Genomic DNA, 19,443 nt, shown 5'->3' with positions numbered 1-19,443 from the left:
GCCGGGCAGCGGGCCCTCGTCGGGCGTCGCGTCCGCCGGCGACTGCGCGAGCAGGCCCGTGAAGCCGCCGACGTAGTTGATGTCGTTGCGCGTGGCCGCCTTCGAGTTGGCCGGCATCATGCCCGTGCCGACCCACACCATCCCATGTTGCATCGCCAGCGTGACGAAATACTGAATCGTCGAGAACTTGTCGCCGTTCATCGTCGCGGAGTTCGTGAAGCCCGCGGCGATCTTGTCCTTCCACTTCTGCGTGAACCACGGTTTCGACGTGGCATCGGCGAATTGCTTGAACTGCGCGGACGGGCCGCCCATGTAGGTCGGCGCGCCGAAGACGATCGCGTCCGCCGCGTCGAGCGCGGCCCAGCCTGCGTCGTCGAGTTCGCCGACGGCGATCAGGCGTGCGGTGGCGCCGGCATCCTGCGCGCCCGCATGGACGGCCTCGGCCAGTTTCTGCGTGTGACCGTAGCCGCTGTGATAGACGATGACGATGTTCGACATGAAGCGTTCTCCGGAAGGGGGCGAAAGGGCAGGCGTCGTGGCCTGCCGCGACACGCGCCGCTTGGGCGGCGCGACCGATGCGCGGCGGGATGCCGCGATCGGTGCAGCCGAGTCTAGCAAGCCGAAATGACGGGAGAAAAGCGTGCGGCGCGCACACCGGATTTCGCAGGCGGGGACCATCGCGACGCCGGACGTGCGGCGGCGCGCGACCGCTTATTGCCCGTAATTGACCGTGAGCCGGGCGGTGCCGATCGTCAGCGTGCCGATCTCGTGCTCGAACATCGGGGCGGGGCGCCCTTGCGCGACGCGCAGGTCGGTGCCCTTCAGCGCATAGATGGTGATTACGTAGCGGTGCGGCTTGCCGGGCGGTGGGCACGGGCCGCCGTAGCCGTCGATCCCGAAGTCGTTGCGCGCCTCGCTCGCGCCGATGCGCCGCAGGAAGCCCGACGCGCTTGCATCGACCGGCACGCTCGTGACGCTCGCCGGGATGCCGGCGACGGCCCAGTGCCACCAGCCGTGCCCCGGCGCATCGGGATCGAAGATCGTGATCGCATAGCTGCGCGTGCCGGGCGGTGGATTGCGCCAGCTGAGCTGCGGCGAACGGTTCTCGCCCTTGCAGTCGCCGCGGTCGAACACGTTCGCGGCACCGACGCGGCCGCCGGGCGTCAGCTCGTCGCTCGACACGGTAAACGGGCCTTCCGCCCGCGCGGGCAGGGCGGCGAACGCAGCGCATGCGGCAGCGCAGAGAAGGGCGACGATGAACGGAGACGGACGACCCGGGCACGCAGGCGAAGTGATCCGGCGATCCACACGCATTTGGCGCTTCTCCCGTCACGTGAACCGGATCGATGCTCCCGGCATTGTTGGCGTTGTGCGTTGCCTGCGCAGCTGATGGCGGCGATGGATCAAGTCTAGCATTAGGGTTCGATGAACGACGCATGCCGTTGCCCGCAATCGGGCGCGGCCTGATGCGGATCGACGGACGAAAAAAAACCGCTCGCGATCAGGCGAGCGGCTCTTTCAGCCAGCGTGCCGGCCTGGCGTCATTCCTTCGGGGCCGTTGCGCCGCCGTGCGCGGCCGACCACTCGGCCGGCGCGTGCAGGAACTTCTCGACTTCGTCGAGCGTCTTGGTCTCGAAGTAGCCCGATGCCTTCGCGACGCGCAGCACGTCCCACCAGGTCGCCAGCGCGTGCAGGTCGACGTCGATGTCCTTCAGGACCGACACGCTTTCCTTGAAGATGTTGTAGTGGAACAGCACGAAGCAGTGGTTCACCGTCGCGCCCGCGGTGCGCAGCGCGTTGACGAAGTTGATCTTGCTGCGGCTGTCGGTCGTCAGGTCTTCCACCAGCAGCACGCGCGAGCCTTCTTCCAGATGACCCTCGATCTGCGCGTTGCGGCCGAAACCCTTCGGCTTCTTGCGCACGTACTGCATCGGCACCATCATGCGGTCCGCGAGCCATGCCGCGAACGGGATGCCGGCCGTCTCGCCGCCCGCCACCGCGTCGATCTGCTCGAAGCCGACGTCGCGCATGATCGTCGTTTCCGCCATTTCCATCAGCGCACGACGCACGCGCGGATACGAGATCAGCTTGCGGCAGTCGATGTAGACGGGGCTTGCCCAGCCGGACGTGAAGATGAACGGTTTTTCGGCGTTGAAGTGCACCGCCTGCACTTCGAGCAGGATTTTGGCGGTCGTATCCGAGATCGACTGACGATCGTAGCCTGTCATGGGCATTCCTTGGGTGATGAGCGAAGAGCGGGCGCGGGCCCGGTGGCGCAGCAAGGGGAACCTGCCGGAGGGGCCGGGGTGCGATCGGCGGGCCGATCGCATCGCTGCGCGCGTAGCCGGCTATTTTACCCGATTCAGGCCGGTTTTCGGCGGAACTCGCGCAGCACTCACCACCGGCGAAACAAACGGGGCGCGATCACCCCGATGCGGATGCCAAGGATGCCGCGGTGCACCAACAGAGGTCATTTAGGGGGTGTACACTAGGCGACCCTTAGAAATCGTTCAGTACTTTGTACTTCCTCTTGCCCACCCGCCAAGGTTCGGTGGCGTGCCGACCCGGCGCGTCGCGAGCCGTCTCGCAGTCGACCATCCCCTCGATCCCGGCAGACGCGGCTCAAGGTGCTGTGTACTGAACCGTCAAAATTTCGCATGTCTCTCGCAGGTCAATCATGGACGAACAACTGAAGCAGGCCGCACTCGCTTATCACCTGAACCCGAAACCCGGCAAGATTTCGGTCACCCCGACCAAGCCGCTGTCGAACCAGCTCGATCTGTCGCTTGCCTATTCGCCGGGCGTCGCCGCTGCGTGCGAAGCGATCCACGCCGATCCGCTCGACGCGCAGAAGTACACGTCGCGCGGCAACCTCGTCGGCGTCATCACGAACGGCACCGCCGTGCTCGGCCTCGGCAACATCGGCCCGCTCGCTGCAAAGCCGGTGATGGAAGGCAAGGGCTGCCTGTTCAAGAAGTTCGCGGGCATCGACGTGTTCGACATCGAACTGTCGGAGTCCGACCCTGACAAGCTCGTCGAGGCGATCGCGATGCTCGAGCCGACGCTCGGCGGCATCAACCTCGAGGACATCAAGGCGCCGGAATGCTTCTACATCGAGCAGAAGCTGCGCGAGCGCATGAAGATCCCCGTCTTCCACGATGACCAGCACGGCACCGCGATCATCGCGTCGGCCGCGATCCTGAACGGCCTGAAGGTCGTCGGCAAGAAGCTGTCGGAAGTGAAGCTCGTATGCTCGGGCGCGGGCGCGGCAGCGATCGCGTGTCTGGACCTGCTGGTGAACCTCGGCCTGACGAAGTCGAACATCCTCGTCGCCGACTCGAAGGGCGTGATCTACGAAGGGCGCGGCAACCTCGATCCGTCGAAGCAGCGCTATGCGGCGACCACCGACGCGCGCACGCTCGCCGACGCGATCGTCGGCGCGGACGTGTTCCTCGGCTGCTCGAGCGCGGGCGTGCTGAAGCAGGACATGGTCAAGACGATGGGCGACCGGCCGCTGATCCTGGCGCTCGCGAATCCGGAACCGGAAATCCGCCCGGAAGACGCGAAGGCCGTGCGCCCGGACGCGATCGTCGCGACCGGCCGTTCGGACTACCCGAACCAGGTCAACAACGTGCTGTGCTTCCCGTTCATTTTCCGCGGCGCGCTCGACGTCGGCGCGACGACGATCACGGAAGAAATGAAGCTCGCGTGCGTGCGCGCGATCGCCGAACTGGCCCAGGAAACCGAGCAGAGTGAGGAAGTCGCGAAGGCGTATGAAGGCCACTCGCTCGAATTCGGGCCGGAATACCTGATTCCGAAGCCGTTCGACCCGCGCCTGATCATCAAGATCGCGCCGGCCGTCGCGCAAGCCGCGATGGATTCGGGCGTCGCCACGCGCCCGATCCAGGACATGGACGCGTACCGCGAGCAGCTCGGCGCGACCGTCTACCGCACCGGCATGGTGATGCGCCCGGTGTTCGCGACGGCGAAGCAGAAGCAGGCCCGCATCGTGTTCGCCGAGGGTGAGGACGAGCGTGTGCTGCGCGCCGCGCAGTTCGTGCTGCTGGAAAAGATCGCGAAGCCGATCATCATCGGCCGTCCGTCGGTCGTCGAGATGCGCCTGCAGAAGATCGGCTCGAAGCTGAAGGTCGGCGTCGATTTCGAGATCGTGAATCCGGAAGACGACACGCGCTACCACCGCTACTGGCAGGCGTACCACGAGATCGGCGCGCGCGACGGCGTCACGCCGGAAGTCGCGAAGGCCGCGCTGCGCAAGTTCAACACGCTGATCGGCGCGATGCTGGTGCACCTGGGCGATGCGGACGGGATGATCTGCGGGATGATCGACACGTACCACACGCACCTGAAGTTCATCGAGCAGGTGCTGGGCCGTGCGAACGGCGCCGAGCACTACGCGGCGATGAACCTGCTGATGCTGCCGGGCCGCAACCTGTTCATGTGCGACACGTACGTGAACGAAGTGCCGAGCGCGGAACAGCTCGCCGACATGACGATCCAGGCTGCCGCCGAGATCGAGCGCTTCGGCATCACGCCGAAGGCCGCGCTGCTGTCGAACTCGAACTTCGGTAGCGCGCCGTCGTCGTCGTCGCGCCGGATGGCGGAAGCCCGCAAGCTGATCAGCGAGCGCGCACCGAACCTCGAAGTCGACGGCGAAATGCACGGCGACGCGGCGCTGTCGGAAGCGGTCCGCAAGGCCGCGTTCCCGGGCACGACGCTGTCGGGCGAAGCGAACCTGCTGATCATGCCGAACGTCGAAGCGGCGAACATCGCGTACAACCTGCTGAAGATGGTCGGCGGCGAAGGCGTGACGGTCGGCCCGTTCCTGCTCGGCGCGGCGAAGCCGGTCCACATCCTGACGCCGGCCGCGACCGTGCGCCGGATCATCAACATGACGGCGGTTGCCGCCGCGAACGCGAACACGAAGTAAGTTCGCGCCCGCGTGGGCCGCGCATCACGCGCGGCACCATGAAAAACGCCACGGAACTCGCGTTCCGTGGCGTTTTTTGTGTCCAGCGTGCCGCACGGGGCGGGCGTCCCGACCGCGAACGCCCGCCGCGTACCGTTACGCGACCTGCTGGCTCGTCTGCCCGGCCGTCGGCGAACGCCACTGCGCGAGCAGCGTGTTCCACTTCTGGCGCACCGCACGCAGGTTGTTCTCCTTCACGTGGCCGTAGCCGCGAATGCCGTCCGGCAGCGCCGCGAGCTCGAGCGCGAGCGGGCGGTTGGCCGCGTTCAACTTGCCGAGCACTTCGCCGATCAGCGCTTCGTACTCGCCGATCAGTGCGCGCTCGGTGCGGCGTTCCTCGGTGCGGCCGAACGGGTCGAGCCCCGTGCCGCGCAGAAACTTCGCCTTCGCGAGCAGCCGGAACGCGGACATCATCCACGGGCCGTACGCCTTCTTTACGAGATGGCCGTGTGCATCCGTCTTCGCGAACAGCGGCGGCGCGAGGTGGAATTTCAGCTTCCAATCGCCTTCGAACTGCGACGACAGGCGCGCGAGGAACGCCGGATCGGACTGCAGCCGCGCGACCTCGTATTCGTCCTTGTACGCCATCAGCTTGAACAGATTGCGTGCGACCGCTTCGGTCAGCGGCTCCTGCACGGCGTCACCGTCCGCCAGCGCTCGCTCGGCCGCCCGCACCCTGTCGACGAAGGCTGCATAGCGCGATGCATACGCGGCGTTCTGGTACGCGGTGAGGACATCCACGCGCTTCGCGATCAATGCGTCGACCGCCTTCTTCGTGTGCAGCGCGATCACCGTCGCGCCCTGCACGGGGCGCGCGTCGCCGGCCGCGGCCTGCTTCACGCTCGCGAGGTCGTGCGCGGCGCGGCGACCCCAGTCGAACGCCGCCCGGTTCTTCTCGACCGACACCGCGTTCAGCTCGATCGCGCGTTCGAGCGACGCGAGCGTGAGCGGCAGCCAGCCTTTCTGCCACGCGTAGCCGAGCACGAACGGGTTCGTGTAGATCGCATCGCCGAGCAGCGCGACCGCGAAGCGGTTTGCATCGATGAAGTCGACGGCCGTGCCTGCCGCCGCGCGGATGTCGCTTTCGGCGGACACGCCCGGGAACGCCCAGTTCGGGTTCTTGATGAACTCGGCGGTCGGCGTCTGCGCGCTGTTGACGACCACGCGCGTCGTGTCATGCCGCATCCGCGACGTGCATTCGTCGCCGGCCGTGACGATCGCGTCGCAGCCGATCACGAGGTCGGCTTCGCCCATCGCGATTCGCGTCGCGTGGATGTCGGTCGGCGCATGCGAGATCTGCACGTGGCTCATCACGGCGCCGCCCTTCTGCGCGAGGCCCGTGACGTCGAGCACGGTCACGCCCTTGTTCTCCAGGTGTGCGGCCATGCCGAGCAGCGCGCCGATCGTGACGACGCCCGTGCCGCCGACGCCCGTGACGAGCACGCCGTAAGCACGGTCGATCGCCGGCAGCGTCGGCTCCGGAATCGGCGGCAGCGCGCCGCCGTCGACCGACACGGCCTTCGGCTTCTTCAACTGACCGCCCTCGACCGTGACAAAGCTCGGGCAGAAGCCCTTCAAGCACGAGAAGTCCTTGTTGCAGCTCGACTGGTTGATCTGGCGCTTCGTGCCGAATTCGGTTTCGAGCGGCTCGACCGACAGGCAGTTCGACTGCACCGAGCAGTCGCCGCAGCCTTCGCACACCGCGTCGTTGATCACGACGCGCTTCGCCGGATCCGGATACGTGCCGCGCTTGCGGCGGCGGCGCTTCTCGGTCGCGCAAGTCTGGTCGTAGATCAGGATCGTCGTGCCGGCGATCTCGCGCAGTTCGCGCTGCACGTCGTCGAGCTGGTCGCGGTGATGGATCGTCACGCCCGGCGCGAGCAGTGTCTTCTGGTCGTCGTACTTTTCCGGCTCGTCGGTGACGATCACGATCTTCTTCGCGCCTTCGGACGCGAGCTGGTGCGTGATCTGCGGCACCGTCAGCACGCCGTCGACCGGCTGGCCGCCCGTCATTGCGACGGCGTCGTTGTAGAGGATCTTGTAGGTGATGTTCGCCTTCGACGAGATTGCCGCGCGCACCGCCAGCAGGCCCGAGTGGAAATAGGTGCCGTCGCCGAGGTTCGCGAACACGTGCTTTTCGTCGGTGAACGGCGCCTGGCCGATCCACGGCACGCCTTCGCCGCCCATCTGGCTGAAGGTGCTCGTGCTGCGGTCCATCCACACCGTCATGTAGTGGCAGCCGATCCCGGCGATCGCGCGCGAGCCTTCCGGCACGTTGGTCGACGTGTTGTGCGGGCAGCCCGAGCAGAACCACGGCTTGCGCTCGGTCTGCACGTGCGGCTTCGCGAGCGCCATTTCCTTCGCGTTGATCACCGCGAGCCGCGCGGCGATGCGCGCGCGCACGTCGGACGGCAGCTCGAACTTCTCGAGGCGCGTCGCGATCGCCTTCGCGATGATCGCCGGCGACAGTTCGTAGTGCGCGGGCAGCAGCCAGTTGCCCATCGGCACCGACCATTCGCCGCCGGCGCCGTCCTTCTCGTCGAACTTGCCGAACACGCGCGGGCGCTGCGCATCGGGCCAGTTGTACAGCTCTTCCTTGATCGCGTATTCGAGGATCTGGCGCTTTTCCTCGACGACGAGGATTTCGTCGAGGCCGCGCGCGAATGCCTGCGCGCCTTGCGCTTCGAGCGGCCACACGCAGCCGACCTTGTAGAGGCGGATGCCGATCCGGGCGCAGGTTTCATCGTCGAGGCCGAGGTCGCTCAGCGCCTGGCGCACGTCGAGGTACGCCTTGCCGCCCGTCATGATCCCGAAGCGCGCGGTTGGCGAGTCGATCTCGATCCGGTCGAGCTTGTTCGCGCGCACATAGGCGAGTGCCGCATACCACTTGTAGTCCAGCAGCCGCGCTTCCTGCACGAGCGGCGGGTCGGGCCAGCGGATGTTCAGGCCGCCTTCCGGCAGGATGAAGTCGGTCGGCAGCACGATCTCGGTGCGATGCGGGTCGATGTCGACCGACGCCGACGATTCGACCACGTCCGTCACGCACTTGAGCGCGACCCACAGGCCCGAGTAGCGGCTCATCGCCCAGCCGTGCAGGCCGAAGTCGAGATATTCCTGCACGTTGGACGGGAACAGCACCGGCAGCCCGCAGGCCTTGAAGATGTGTTCGGACTGGTGCGCGAGCGTCGACGATTTCGCCGCGTGGTCGTCGCCGGCGAGCACCAGCACGCCACCGTGCGGCGACGAGCCGGCCGAGTTCGCGTGCTTGAAGACGTCGCCGGTGCGGTCGACGCCCGGGCCCTTGCCGTACCACATGCCGAACACGCCGTCGTACTTCGCGCCGGGGTACAGGTTCACCTGCTGCGAGCCCCACACGGCGGTGGCGGCGAGATCTTCGTTGAGACCGGGCTGGAAGACGATCTGATGGGAGGCGAGGTGCTGCTTGGCCTTCCACAGCGAGAGGTCGAGGCCGCCAAGCGGCGAACCGCGATAACCGGAGATGAAGCCGGCCGTGTTGAGGCCGGCGGCGCGGTCGCGTTCCTGCTGGAGCATCGGCAGGCGCACAAGCGCCTGGATGCCGCTCATGTACGCGCGGCCGCGTTCGAGCGTGTATTTGTCGTCGAGCGTGACGGACTTCAGCGCGGCTTCGAGCGAAGCGCGTTGGTCTGCGTCTAGCGGGGCATTCATTGAACAGTCTCCTCCACCCAGTTTGGGATCACCAAAGCTTCAATTGCGTCGACGTCTTGTGAACGTCTCGGCAGTGGCCGGCATATTGGCCGGTTTTAAGCGATGGTAGCACTGGGATAAACCCGTCGCCCATCGGCCGGCGTGCCGCGCCGCGTCGGCGAAACAGCGCGCCGCCATGCGTTACATCATGTAAAAGCATGTAAAGCCGGCCCCATCTTCGTACAAATGCCGTTAATCTTGTCGGCCTGCCGGAGGTGCCCGGCCGCGTCGGCCCGTTTCGACGCAACCGGGGAGGCGCCGGCAGTTTTTAAGGAGGTGCAATGAATACACGTCATATCCAGAGTTTCCTGATCGTGTCCGCGGCGTTTTTCGCGATGACCGGCCCGGTGCACGCGCGAGGCGCGAGCGCACTGGCGGCAGCCGGCGCGCAGATGCGTCAGATCGCGCCGGCACAGGACGCCGCAGCGCAGGCGGCCGAGCGCGTCATCGCAGCGAAGGCGAACGTGCGTTGATCCGTTCGCGCGGCCGCCGGGCCGCGCCGCAACGAGCAGAACGACAAAAGGGCGGGAATCGCAAGATTCCCGCCCTTTTTTCTTGTGCCGCCGATGTACGCGCGGCCGTCTGCGTCAGGCCTTGTCCTGGACGACGCCGCGGCGGATCTGGTCGAGCTCGATCGATTCGAACAGCGCCTTGAAGTTGCCTTCGCCGAAGCCCTGGTTGCCCTTGCGCTGGATGATCTCGAAGAAGATCGGGCCGATCTGGTTTTCGGTGAAGATCTGCAGCAGCAGGTCGTCGCGGGCCCCGTCGATCAGGATCTTGCGCTTCTTCAACTCGTCGAGCGATTCGCCGTGGTTCGGCACGCGGCGGTCGACAAGCTCGTAATACGTGTCGATCGTGTCGAGCAGCTTCACTTCCTTGCCGCGCAGGCCGTCGACCGCGCCGTAGATGTCGTTCGTGCCGAGCGCGATGTGCTGGATGCCTTCGCCGTGGTACGCGTCGAGGTATTCCTGGATCTGGCCGGCCGTGTCCGAGCCTTCCTCGTTGATCGGGATCCGGATCTTGCCGCACGGCGACGTCATCGCCTTCGACTTCACGCCCGTCACCTTGCCTTCGATGTCGAAGTAGCGCACTTCGCGGAAGTTGAACAGGCGCTCGTAGAACTCGGCCCATTCCTGCATGCGGCCGCGATGCACGTTGTGCGTCAGGTGGTCGATGTAGGTGAGGCCATGGCCGGCCGGGTTCGGGTTCGCGCCGGCGATCGGCTCGAAGTCGACGTCATAGATGCTGATGTCGCCGATTGCGCCGGGCTGCGCGCCGTTCTTGCCGCGCCAGCGGTCGACGAAATAGATCAGCGAATCGCCGATGCCCTTGATCGCCGGGATGTTCAGCTCCATCGGGCCCGTCTTGTTGTCGAAGCCCCACGCGCCGAGGTCGAGCGCGTGCCGGTACGCCTTCGCGGCGTCCTGCACGCGAAACGCGATCGCGCAGATCGACGGGCCGTGCAGGCGCGCGAAGCGTTGTGCGAACGAATCGGGTTCGGCGTTGATGATGAAGTTGATGTCGCCCTGGCGGTAGACCGTCACGTCCTTGTGGCGATGGCGTGCGATCGCGGTGAAACCCATCCGTTCGAACAGCTGTCCGAGCGCTTTCGGATCCGGTGCGGTGTATTCGATGAATTCGAAGCCGTCGGTGCCGACGGGATTGTCCCAGTTGGGGATCTGCATGCCGTGTCTCCTGTGTGCTGTGCGAGCGGCCGGGTGAGGTGGGCAGCCCGGCCGGTTTCATGTCGAAGGTGATGCGTGCCGCGGCGCGCGCAACGCATCGCTCCATGCGACAGAGTGTAGCGGGCAGAGGGGAGCGTAAACTTGCGAACTTGATTGTCCGTGCCTACGATGACGCAATTTCAAGTCTCGAAATAATCATTGGAGGGCAGAAAATGGCGCAAGCCGAATTGGATGCCATCGACCGGCGGATTCTCGCGATTCTTCAGGAGAACGGCCGCCTGTCGAACCAGGAGATCGCCGAGCGGGTGAACCTGTCGCCGAGCCCGTGCCTGCGGCGGATCCGGCGGCTCGAGGAGATCGGCGTGATCACCGGCTACGTCGCGCTGCTCGATCCGCAGAAGCTCGGGCTCGACCTGCTCGCCTATGTGAGCGTGCGGCTCGAGAAGCGCGGCGGCCTGGCGCCGGTCCGTGCCGACGAGACGTCGGCGCGCGCGGGCGCGACCCACGCGGAACTGTTCCGCGCGGCCGTGCAGACCTGGCCGGAAGTGGTCGCGTGCCATGCGATGACGGGCGACATGGATTACCTGCTGCGCGTGCAGGTCGAGGACATGGCGCACTTCTCCCGCTTCGTGCAGGAGCATTTGCTGCACCACCCGTCGGTGATCGATGTGAAGACGAGCTTCTCGCTCGAGTGCTTCAAGGAGACGACGGCGTTGCCGATTCGGTCAGTGCGCTAGCGCGCGGCGCCGGGAGAAGGGGGGCAAGAAAAGAGGGCCGGGCGCCCCGCGGGCAGCCCGGTCGGCCGATGTCACGCCGTCAGCGCGGCGGGCATCAGCGATTCGATGAACTTCGACGTACGGTGCGTCTGGCGCTTCAGCGCATAGTCGAACACCGCGGCCTGCTCCTGCAGCATCTCGGCGAGGATCGTCGAGTGGTCGGCCGGCGGCAGCGACAGGTACGCATCGGCTTCGCCGTATGCGTATTCGATCCGCATCCCGGACTTCTTCGCGATGTGCATCATCGTCGCGTTGCGCGACAGGCAATGCATATACAGCATCGTCACGCGGGTGTTGCGGCTGCGGATCGCCGCGCGCTCGAACAGCTTCGAGCCGACGCCGCGGCCGCGGGCGCTTTCGAGCACCGACACGCCGAATTCGGCCGTGCGCTTGTCGCCTTCGGCCGGCAGGTACGCCAGGTGGCCGACGCCGATCAGTTCGAGCGCATGGTCGAACACGCCGAACACGGTGTCGCGGCCGAAGTCGATCGTACGGACATAGTTCTCGATCACGTGGTCGGGCACCATCTGGCCGAAGCGCAGCAGGCGGTCCTCTTCGTTGAGCGAGAGAAAGTGGGTGAGCATTCGCTCACGGTCTTTGGAAGCCAGTTCCCTGACGAGAACCGGCGCAGTACCGGCGTCGCCGACGGCATCGGCACGGCGGTTGAGTTGCGTGTTCATCGTGGGTTCCTCAGTGTGTAGCTGCACAAGCGTCTTGTGCGATGCAGCAGCATTTTACCCGAGCGGGGTTGGGGAAAACCCGTATTTGACGTTATTTGTGCTGAGGGGAAATTCTAAATCCGCTTAGTTCATTTGCTATCTATTTGATTTGTAACGGATAAAAAATTCATCATATGAAATGCGCGGCGGCCTGTCGCAGTGTACCCGCCGCGCAACGCATGCTGCTGCGCGGCAATCAGGCGCCCGACGACAGCCCGCGTTCCATCAGGTCGATCACCTGTTCGGCGAAGTCGCGGTAGCCGAGGCGACCGCCCGGCTTGAGCCACGTGAACGTCCAGTTGATCATCCCGAACACCATCATCGTGACCGACGTCTGGTTTTCCTTGGAGATCCGGTCCGGATAGGCGCGCGCGAGCTGGCGCGCGAATGCCGCGACGATGTCGCGCTGGCGGTCCAGCACGATTTCGCGCTGCGCATCCTCCAGATACTTCACGTCGTTGAGCAGCGCGACGTGGCGGCTGTGCGACGTCTCGTACTCGGCGAGGAACGCCCGCACCAGTTCGGCGAACGCGTCGCGCTCGCTGAGGCCGCGCCGCTGGCTGGCGCCTTCGACCTCGGCGATGATCAGCATCAACCGTTTCGTGTAGCGGTCGAGCAGGTCGAACAGGATCGCTTCCTTGCTCTCGTAATAGTGATAGAGACGTGCCTTCGACGTGCCGCTCGCGGTCGCGAGATCGGACATCGACGTGCTCGGATAGCTCGTCTGCGCGAATTTCTCGGCGGCGAGATCGAGGATCTGCTCGCGCTGGGATTCGTGGTCGGGCGCTCGGGTACGGGCCATGGTCGAATGCGAAAGAGTAGCGTTAGCGGGCCGCGGCTGGCGCGCGCACCTGCGTGGAAGAGAGGGCGGCCGGCGCGTCGTCCTGCAGCTCGAGCCGGCCGGCTGCCGCGAGCTCGCGGCAGCGCCACCAGGCGATCGAGTCGCTGACGAACAGCCCGCCGCGGTCGGCGCCGGCCATGATGCCGCCGACGACGCGTTGTGCGGGTTGCCAGCCGGGTTCCGCGTGCGCGGCGATCAGTGCGTCGAGGTCGGCGTACTGGCCGCTCTTGATCGTGTTGCTCACCCAGTAGCGCAACTCGGCATTCAGGTGCTTGGCCTCCTGCCATTCGAGCGCGAGGCGGCCGATGCGCAGCACCGAGACCGGCGCGGCCATCGGCCGTTTGCGGGCGAGCGCCGCCGGCGAGAACATCCCGGTCGAACAGGCCTGGTCGGTGCGGGTCAGCGCCGCGCGCTGCGGCGCGTCGAGGTCGGCGGCCGACAGCCGCACCTCGTTCAGGCGCTGCGGCACGTTGCGCAGGTGATAGGCGACGCGGCGCAGCAGCAGCTTGTCGCCGACGCTCGGCGCGTGCCAGACGACCACCTGGCCCGTGTCCATCGCGAGCTGGTCGAGGCGGGCGAACTCGCCTTCGATTTCCGCGTTCCAGTCGGGAATCTGATCGCCGAGCACGCGCTGCCAGAAGGCGGCGCGCGTGTCGGGCGTCTCGTCGGCGCCCTTCAGCGGCCCGACCGCGAGATCGTCGAGCAACCCGACGACGCGCTCGTCGCGTCCGGCTTGCGCGAGCGCCTCGCGCAGCGACGCGGCGGCGGTGCCGCCCTGAATCACGTGAATGGTACTCATCGGCCTGTCATCGAACAAAAGAAAACCGCCGGACGGGCGGACGCGATGACGTCCAGCCGGCCGGCGGCCCCTAGTGTAAGCGAGATGTGTGACGACGAGAAACCGGCACGCCGCGCCGGTACGACGCCGCTCAACGCTCGTCGAAGCTGACGACGACCTTGTCGCTGATCGGGTGGCACTGGCATGTGAGCACGAAGCCGTCCTTCACTTCGTGTTCCTCGAGCGTGTAGTTCTTTTCCATCCGGACTTCGCCTTCGACCACCTTCGCCCGGCACGTGCAGCACACGCCGCCCTTGCACGCGTAGGGCAGCGCGAGGCCCGCGCGCAGGCCGACGTCGAGCAGGCTCACGCCTTCGTACGGCAAGCGCAGCTTGCGCTTCTTGCCGTCGAGCACGATTTCGAGGTCGGCGGCCGGCGTCGTGTCGGTGATCTCGACGACGGGTGCGCCGGCCTGCGGCAGCGGCGTGCCGAAGCGTTCGACATGCACCTTCGCCTGCGGCACGCCGGCTGCCTTCAGCGCGGCTTCGGCTGCGTCCATCATCGGCGCGGGGCCGCAGATGAACGCTTCGTCGATCGCGTCGGCGGGCATCAGCGTGGCGAGGAATTCCGCGCATTTCGCCTGGTCGAGGACGCCATTGAACAGCTCGACGTCCTGCTGGTCGTCCGACAGCACGTGATACAGGACGAAGCGGTTCATGTAGCGGTTCTTCAGGTCCTCGAGCTCCTCCGCGAACATGATCGAGTCGACGCTGCGGTTGCCGTAGATCAGCGTGAACGTGCTGCGCGGTTCGAGTTCGAGCGTCGTCTTCACGATCGCGAGCACCGGCGTGATGCCCGAGCCGCCGGAGAACGCGACGTACTGCTGGCCGTGATCGGCGTTCAGGTGCGTGAAGAAGCGGCCGTCCGGCGTCATCACGTCGATCGTGTGGCCCGGCTTCAGCGTGTCGAACGCGAAGTTCGAGAAACGGCCGCCGCGCACGCGCTTGATGCCGATGCGCAGTTCGCCGTCACGATCGTAGTCGGTCGTGCCGACACAGATCGAGTACGAGCGGCGCGTTTCCTCGCCGTCGATATGGGTCTTCAGCGTGACGAACTGGCCTTGCGTGAAGCGGTACGCGTCGCGCAGCTCCGGCGGCACGTCGAAGGAGACCGTAACGGCGTCGGCGGTCTCGGGGCGCACGTCGCGGATACGCAGCGGGTGAAATTGCGGAGTCGCCATGATCAATAGGGTTTGAAGTAGTCGAAGGGTTCGCGGCAGTCGACGCAGCGATACAGCGCCTTGCAGGCCGTGGACGCGAATTGCGCGAGACGCTCGGTGCGGGCGGAGCCGCAGCGCGGGCAAACGGGCGCCGCGACCGGCCGCGGCACGAAACGCACGACGGTTTCCCGTGGCGCGGCGCTGCCGCACAGACCGACGGGCGGCGCGATGCCGTAGGCGCGCAGCTTCTCGCGCGCTTCCTGCGTGATCCAGTCGGTCGTCCACGCGGGCGCGAGCACCGTCTCGATCCGGTGCGGCGGCAGGTCGGCGGCCTGCAGCGCGGCGGCGATGTCCTCGGCGATCTGCGACATGGCCGGACAGCCGGAGTAGGTCGGCGTGATCACGACTTCGAGCAGGCCGTCGTCCGCGCGACGGACGTCGCGCAGGATGCCGAGCTCGCGGATCGACACAACCGGGATTTCGGGATCGGGCACCGCTTCGAGCACGTCCCATGCACGCGCGAGCAATGGATCGTTGCGGTGCGCGGCGGGCATGGCGTCGGCGGGTGTAGCGGTCTGGACGGACATCGTCGGGCTCCGTTGGGTCGGCCGGTTACCAGGTCGCGCCGGGGTGCTGGCGCGCGAGGCTCTGCATTTCCGCGAGCAGGTAGCCCATGTGCTCGGAGTGCTCGCCCTGCTTGCCGGTCGTCACGTGCTGGACGGGCGCCGGCAAGGTGAGCGTCGCCTCCGCGAGCGCATCGTCCACGTCCGCGCGCCACGCGGCTTCGAGCGCGGCCGGTGCCGGGGCGATGCCAAGTGCGGCGACGGCGTCGTCGATTGCGTCGGCCGCGAAGAATTCGCGCGTGTACGGAATCAGGTAATCGAGCGCAGCCTGCGCGCGGCGATGCGATTCGTCGGTGCCGTCGCCGAGGCGCACCAGCCATTCGCGCGCGTGCTGCACGTGATAGCGGGTCTCCTTCACCGATTTCGCGGCGATCGCGGCGAGGTGCGCGTCCGTCGACGTTTCGAGCGCCGTCCACACGTGCAGCATCAGCGTTGCGTAGAGGAAGTTGCGCACGATCGTCACCGCGTAGTCCTTGTCGGCGTGCGCGGTGCCGGCGATCGGGCCGTAGTGCGGCAGCTCGGCGAGCGTGAAGTTCGCGAATTCGCGCTCGGTGCGGAAGTACGCGTAATCGTCTTCCGTCTTCGCCGCGCCGTTGAGCTGGCGCTCGAGTTCGGCTGCGTGCGTATACAGCATGCGGGCCTGGCCGATGAGGTCGAGGCTCATGTTGGTGAGCGCGATGTCTTCCTCGAGGATCGGGCCGTGGCCGCACCATTCGGCGTTGCGCTGACCGAGGATCAGCGCGTTGTCCGCAAGGCGCAGCACGTAGGAGAGGTGTTCGGGCGTGATCGTCATGGCGCGGGCGTTACATGTGGTTGACTTCGTCGGGCAGCGTGTAGAACGTCGGGTGACGGTAGATCTTGTCGCCCGCCGGTTCGAACAGCTCGGCTTTCTCGGCCGGATCCGACGCGGTGATCGCCGACGACGGCACCACCCAGATGCTCACGCCTTCCTGGCGGCGCGTGTAGACGTCGCGCGCCATGCGCAGCGCCATCGACGCGTCGGCCGCGTGCAGGCTGCCGCAATGCTTGTGGTCGAGGCCCTGCTTGCTGCGCACGAACACTTCCCAGATCGGCCATTCCTTGTTCATCACTCTCTCCTGAATCCTGTATTCGATGGTTGCCGCTCAGGCGGCGTGCTGTTCGGCGCGGACGCGGCGCTTCGCTTCGTGCGCGAGCGCGGCTTCGCGTACCCACGCGCCGTCGTCGTGCGCCTTCACGCGGGTCGCTAGGCGTTCCTTGTTGCAAGGGCCGTCGCCGTTGACGACGCGCCAGAATTCATCCCAGTCGATCGTGCCGTAGTCGTGGTGGCCGCGCGCCTCGTTCCACTTCAGGTCCGGGTCGGGCAGCGTCACGCCGAGGACCTTCGCCTGGTCGACCGTCGCGTCGACGAACTTCTGCCGCAGGTCGTCGTTCGAGATCCGCTTGATGCCCCATTTCGCGGACTGGCTGCTGTGGACCGAATCGGCGTCGCTCGGGCCGAACATCATCAGCACCGGCCACCACCAGCGGTTTACGGCCTGCTGGACCATCGCGCGCTGCGCGTCGGTGCCCTTCATCATCGACAGCAGCGCATCGAAACCCTGGCGCTGGTGGAACGATTCTTCCTTGCACACGCGGATCATCGCGCGCGCGTACGGGCCGTACGTGCAGCGGCACAGCGGGATCTGGTTCATGATCGCGGCGCCGTCGACGAGCCAGCCGATCACGCCGACGTCGGCCCAGGTCGGCGTCGGGTAGTTGAAGATGCTCGAGTATTTCGCCTTGCCGGCGTGCAGCGCGTCGATCAGCGAATCGCGCGATACGCCGAGCGTTTCGGCCGCGCTATAAAGATAGAGGCCGTGGCCGGCTTCGTCCTGGACTTTCGCGAGCAGGATCGCCTTGCGCTTCAGGCTCGGCGCGCGCGAGATCCAGTTGCCTTCCGGCAGCATGCCGACCACTTCCGAGTGCGCATGCTGCGAGATCTGGCGGACCAGCGTCTTGCGATAGGCGTCGGGCATCCAGTCCTGCGGTTCGATCTTGCCGTCCGCGGCCATGACCGCGTCGAACCGCGCTTGCTCGGGCGACTCGGCTGCGGCGTCGAGCGACGCGACGTTGCCGGGGATGTCGAGGGATTGCGTGTACATGGCGGAGATTCTCGTCCGGTTGAATGTGTGCGAAGTATAAACCAACCGACCGGTCGGTTAATAAATTTCTTGTGCATTTGCGGCGAGACTCGGGTAAACGAGAGGAGTCGGGGCGCGATCGCTGCGCTGGAAGGCGGTTCGCCGCGTGAGATCGGCGGCTTCTGCGGCACAATGCCCGCTTTCCGATGAGGATTTCGCCGATGTCATTTCGAAGCAGCTTCGTCGCGACCGTGCTGGGCGCGTCCATGTTCCTGTCGCCGTTCGCGGCCTCGGCCGCGCCGGCCGGGTGGGTCGCCGCATGGGCGACTGCATTGCAGCCGATTCCCGACCTGGCTGCGCCGCCGCCGCTCTATCGTGCGCCCGACGTAGCTGGGCGGACCGTTCGGCAGATCGTCTATCCGACCGTATCGGGACATGCCGCGCGGATTCGCGTGAGCAATGCATACGGTCGCGCGCCGCTGGTGATCGATGCTGCGGGTCTCGCGCGCGCGGGTGACGGCGCGGCGCTTGCCGATGGGGCGAGCACTGCCGTGCGCTTCGGCGGCAAGGTGTCGGTGACGCTCGCGCCGGGCCAGGAGCTCGAAAGCGACCTGGTGGCGATCGACGTGACCGCCGGGCGGCCGTATGCGATCAGCCTGCGGATGGGGGCGAACCAGCGGATGACCGTGTGGCACCGTGTGTCGAACCAGTTCAATTACGTATCGGCGCCGGGCGATCACGTGAACGACCCGGGTGCCGGCGCATTCCGCACGCGCTTTACCCAGTATGCGTGGGTGACCGAATTGGCCGTCGAGGCTGGTGCTGCGCGGGCGAGTGTCGCGGCGATCGGGGACTCCATCACCGACGGGCTGCGCTCCAGCCTGAACCGCAACCGTCGCTGGCCGGATGCGCTGGCGCTCCGGCTGACCGCGGTAGGTTCGAATACGCTCGGCGTGGTGAATCTCGGGATCAGCGGCAACCGGCTGCTCAGCGATTCGGCGTGCTACGGCACGTCGCTCGCGTCGCGGTTCGAGCGCGATGCGCTTTCGCGCGCGGGGGTGAAGGCGGCGATCGTGCTGATCGGCATCAACGACATCAACTTCGCGGCGATGCCGCCGCGTGCGGGGCTCGATTGCGACAGCCCGCATACGCAGGTCACGGCCGCGTCGTTGATCGACGGCTACCGCCGGTTGATCGAGGCCGCGCACCGCCAGGGTGTGAAGGTCTTCGGTGCAACGCTTACGCCTGCGGCATTGCCGGCCGGGCGCGAGGCGATCCGGCTCGAGGTGAACCGGTGGATTCGGAGCGGCGGCGGGTTCGACGGCGTGGTCGACTTCGACGCTGTGCTGCGCGATCCGGCGCACCCGAGCGTGCTGCTGCGCCGATATGACAGCGGTGACGGCATTCACCCGAGCGACGCCGGCTACACGGCGATGGCCGACGCGGTGCCGGTGGAGCGGCTGCAGGCCGTGGTTGGCGGCAAGTGAAATCGCCTAATACATATATATAGAGAGAGTGCGACCAGCCGCCGGCTGCTTCCGGATCGCGGGCGGTGCGTCGTCCGTCGAACCCCAAGCCCTCGTGCGCGGCAGCGCACGGGGGCTTTTTCAAAATATTTTCACAAAGGGGCTTGCGGAGACGGGGGCGGGTGCTTAGAATCACGCCTCTTTCGCGCTAACGGAAACGCGGCGCGGGAGGGAAGGGAAGCGGTGCGGTCGAGGGTAGGTTGTAGGAGCCCCGGCGCACACGAAGTTGAACCCCGCCGTCGCAACGAAGCAGTTCAAAAAGTTGTTGACGAGCGAAGAAAGACGGTTCATAATCTCGTTTCTCTGCTGCTGAAAACGCAGCGCTGCTGGGAAGCAGAAGGTTTCTCGCAGAAATGCTCTTTAAAAATTAACAGCCGATAAGTGTGGGCGCTTGATGGAAGCGAGCTGATCTTCGGATCAGATAGCGAAAGTATCAAGAGTCTCACACTAAAGTAAGTCAG

17 protein-coding genes are annotated in these 19,443 nt (G+C 66.2%); 4 read left to right on the top strand and 13 right to left on the bottom strand.

What is annotated here, in order from left to right; genetic code table 11:
- The 3 genes from F3J14_RS25850 to F3J14_RS25840 form a co-directional block, all read right to left on the bottom strand.
- The coding region (locus tag F3J14_RS25850; RefSeq protein WP_166725388.1) for a flavodoxin family protein at window positions 1-498 on the bottom strand (498 nt) is incomplete at its 3' end.
- A gap of 213 nt (window positions 499-711) precedes the next feature.
- On the bottom strand, window positions 712-1,314 hold the full coding sequence (locus F3J14_RS25845; protein ID WP_166725387.1) for a YbhB/YbcL family Raf kinase inhibitor-like protein: 603 nt from the start codon (window positions 1,312-1,314) through the stop codon (window positions 712-714).
- Between the two features lie 227 nt (window positions 1,315-1,541).
- Window positions 1,542-2,228, bottom strand: coding sequence for an orotate phosphoribosyltransferase (locus tag F3J14_RS25840; RefSeq protein ID WP_069746497.1), 687 nt, complete (start codon window positions 2,226-2,228; stop codon window positions 1,542-1,544).
- A gap of 449 nt (window positions 2,229-2,677) precedes the next feature.
- Here F3J14_RS25840 and F3J14_RS25835 point away from each other — a divergent pair, with 449 nt between their 5' ends.
- Window positions 2,678-4,948, top strand: coding sequence for an NADP-dependent malic enzyme (locus F3J14_RS25835; RefSeq protein ID WP_166725386.1), 2,271 nt, complete (start codon window positions 2,678-2,680; stop codon window positions 4,946-4,948).
- A 135-nt stretch (window positions 4,949-5,083) separates the two neighbouring features.
- On the opposite strand, the gene F3J14_RS25830 is transcribed toward F3J14_RS25835, so the two are convergent.
- Window positions 5,084-8,674: an indolepyruvate ferredoxin oxidoreductase family protein gene (locus F3J14_RS25830; protein ID WP_166725385.1), complete on the bottom strand. Its 3,591-nt coding sequence runs from the start codon at window positions 8,672-8,674 to the stop codon at window positions 5,084-5,086.
- Window positions 8,675-8,994: 320 nt separating this feature from the next.
- Here F3J14_RS25830 and F3J14_RS25825 point away from each other — a divergent pair, with 320 nt between their 5' ends.
- Complete coding sequence (locus F3J14_RS25825; RefSeq protein WP_166725384.1) at window positions 8,995-9,186, top strand: hypothetical protein; 192 nt, start codon at window positions 8,995-8,997, stop codon at window positions 9,184-9,186.
- Window positions 9,187-9,300: 114 nt separating this feature from the next.
- Here the strand turns inward: F3J14_RS25825 and hppD are convergent, their stop codons facing one another.
- Window positions 9,301-10,398, bottom strand: a complete 1,098-nt coding sequence (gene hppD / locus F3J14_RS25820) for a 4-hydroxyphenylpyruvate dioxygenase (RefSeq protein ID WP_166725383.1) — start codon at window positions 10,396-10,398, stop codon at window positions 9,301-9,303.
- Between the two features lie 212 nt (window positions 10,399-10,610).
- Between hppD and F3J14_RS25815 the strand changes: the two genes are divergently transcribed.
- Window positions 10,611-11,135, top strand: a complete 525-nt coding sequence (locus F3J14_RS25815; protein WP_011655746.1) for an Lrp/AsnC family transcriptional regulator — start codon at window positions 10,611-10,613, stop codon at window positions 11,133-11,135.
- 71 nt (window positions 11,136-11,206) lie between these two features.
- Here the strand turns inward: F3J14_RS25815 and F3J14_RS25810 are convergent, their stop codons facing one another.
- From F3J14_RS25810 to paaA, 8 genes are all read right to left on the bottom strand, one after another.
- Window positions 11,207-11,854 (bottom strand): GNAT family N-acetyltransferase, encoded by a 648-nt coding sequence (locus tag F3J14_RS25810; protein ID WP_166725382.1) that lies wholly within the window; start codon window positions 11,852-11,854, stop codon window positions 11,207-11,209.
- A 235-nt stretch (window positions 11,855-12,089) separates the two neighbouring features.
- Window positions 12,090-12,695, bottom strand: a complete 606-nt coding sequence (locus tag F3J14_RS25805) for a TetR/AcrR family transcriptional regulator (protein ID WP_006752458.1) — start codon at window positions 12,693-12,695, stop codon at window positions 12,090-12,092.
- A gap of 22 nt (window positions 12,696-12,717) precedes the next feature.
- Complete coding sequence (locus F3J14_RS25800) at window positions 12,718-13,533, bottom strand: DUF1835 domain-containing protein (protein WP_166725381.1); 816 nt, start codon at window positions 13,531-13,533, stop codon at window positions 12,718-12,720.
- 130 nt (window positions 13,534-13,663) lie between these two features.
- On the bottom strand, window positions 13,664-14,752 hold the full coding sequence (gene paaE / locus F3J14_RS25795; protein WP_166725380.1) for a 1,2-phenylacetyl-CoA epoxidase subunit PaaE: 1,089 nt from the start codon (window positions 14,750-14,752) through the stop codon (window positions 13,664-13,666).
- 2 nt (window positions 14,753-14,754) lie between these two features.
- Window positions 14,755-15,318, bottom strand: a complete 564-nt coding sequence (paaD, locus tag F3J14_RS25790) for a 1,2-phenylacetyl-CoA epoxidase subunit PaaD (RefSeq protein ID WP_166725379.1) — start codon at window positions 15,316-15,318, stop codon at window positions 14,755-14,757.
- A gap of 25 nt (window positions 15,319-15,343) precedes the next feature.
- On the bottom strand, window positions 15,344-16,147 hold the full coding sequence (gene paaC, locus F3J14_RS25785) for a 1,2-phenylacetyl-CoA epoxidase subunit PaaC (protein WP_166725378.1): 804 nt from the start codon (window positions 16,145-16,147) through the stop codon (window positions 15,344-15,346).
- Between the two features lie 10 nt (window positions 16,148-16,157).
- On the bottom strand, window positions 16,158-16,442 hold the full coding sequence (paaB, locus tag F3J14_RS25780) for a 1,2-phenylacetyl-CoA epoxidase subunit PaaB (RefSeq protein ID WP_006752453.1): 285 nt from the start codon (window positions 16,440-16,442) through the stop codon (window positions 16,158-16,160).
- 36 nt (window positions 16,443-16,478) lie between these two features.
- Window positions 16,479-17,477 (bottom strand): 1,2-phenylacetyl-CoA epoxidase subunit PaaA, encoded by a 999-nt coding sequence (gene paaA, locus F3J14_RS25775; protein ID WP_166725377.1) that lies wholly within the window; start codon window positions 17,475-17,477, stop codon window positions 16,479-16,481.
- A 200-nt stretch (window positions 17,478-17,677) separates the two neighbouring features.
- Here paaA and F3J14_RS25770 point away from each other — a divergent pair, with 200 nt between their 5' ends.
- Window positions 17,678-18,943 (top strand): SGNH/GDSL hydrolase family protein, encoded by a 1,266-nt coding sequence (locus tag F3J14_RS25770; RefSeq protein ID WP_166725376.1) that lies wholly within the window; start codon window positions 17,678-17,680, stop codon window positions 18,941-18,943.
- Window positions 18,944-19,443 lie beyond the last annotated feature (500 nt).

Origin of the sequence: Burkholderia sp. Tr-862 (genome assembly GCF_011753085.1) — a bacterium.
Lineage (GTDB): Bacteria > Pseudomonadota > Gammaproteobacteria > Burkholderiales > Burkholderiaceae > Burkholderia > Burkholderia ambifaria.
This window is presented reverse-complemented; position numbering and strand designations above follow the sequence as displayed.

Bases quoted from the DNA above. Each gene is read 5' to 3' on its own strand.
- F3J14_RS25845 (WP_166725387.1), bottom strand. From the start codon at position 1,314: ATGCGTGTGGATCGCCGGATCACTTCGCCTGCGTGCCCGGGTCGTCCG.
- F3J14_RS25840 (WP_069746497.1), bottom strand. From the start codon at position 2,228: ATGACAGGCTACGATCGTCAGTCGATCTCGGATACGACCGCCAAAATC.
- F3J14_RS25835 (WP_166725386.1), top strand. From the start codon at position 2,678: ATGGACGAACAACTGAAGCAGGCCGCACTCGCTTATCACCTGAACCCG.
- F3J14_RS25830 (WP_166725385.1), bottom strand. From the start codon at position 8,674: ATGAATGCCCCGCTAGACGCAGACCAACGCGCTTCGCTCGAAGCCGCG.
- F3J14_RS25825 (WP_166725384.1), top strand. From the start codon at position 8,995: ATGAATACACGTCATATCCAGAGTTTCCTGATCGTGTCCGCGGCGTTT.
- hppD (WP_166725383.1), bottom strand. From the start codon at position 10,398: ATGCAGATCCCCAACTGGGACAATCCCGTCGGCACCGACGGCTTCGAA.
- F3J14_RS25815 (WP_011655746.1), top strand. From the start codon at position 10,611: ATGGCGCAAGCCGAATTGGATGCCATCGACCGGCGGATTCTCGCGATT.
- F3J14_RS25810 (WP_166725382.1), bottom strand. From the start codon at position 11,854: ATGAACACGCAACTCAACCGCCGTGCCGATGCCGTCGGCGACGCCGGT.
- F3J14_RS25805 (WP_006752458.1), bottom strand. From the start codon at position 12,695: ATGGCCCGTACCCGAGCGCCCGACCACGAATCCCAGCGCGAGCAGATC.
- F3J14_RS25800 (WP_166725381.1), bottom strand. From the start codon at position 13,533: ATGAGTACCATTCACGTGATTCAGGGCGGCACCGCCGCCGCGTCGCTG.
- paaE (WP_166725380.1), bottom strand. From the start codon at position 14,752: ATGGCGACTCCGCAATTTCACCCGCTGCGTATCCGCGACGTGCGCCCC.
- paaD (WP_166725379.1), bottom strand. From the start codon at position 15,318: ATGTCCGTCCAGACCGCTACACCCGCCGACGCCATGCCCGCCGCGCAC.
- paaC (WP_166725378.1), bottom strand. From the start codon at position 16,147: ATGACGATCACGCCCGAACACCTCTCCTACGTGCTGCGCCTTGCGGAC.
- paaB (WP_006752453.1), bottom strand. From the start codon at position 16,442: ATGAACAAGGAATGGCCGATCTGGGAAGTGTTCGTGCGCAGCAAGCAG.
- paaA (WP_166725377.1), bottom strand. From the start codon at position 17,477: ATGTACACGCAATCCCTCGACATCCCCGGCAACGTCGCGTCGCTCGAC.
- F3J14_RS25770 (WP_166725376.1), top strand. From the start codon at position 17,678: ATGTCATTTCGAAGCAGCTTCGTCGCGACCGTGCTGGGCGCGTCCATG.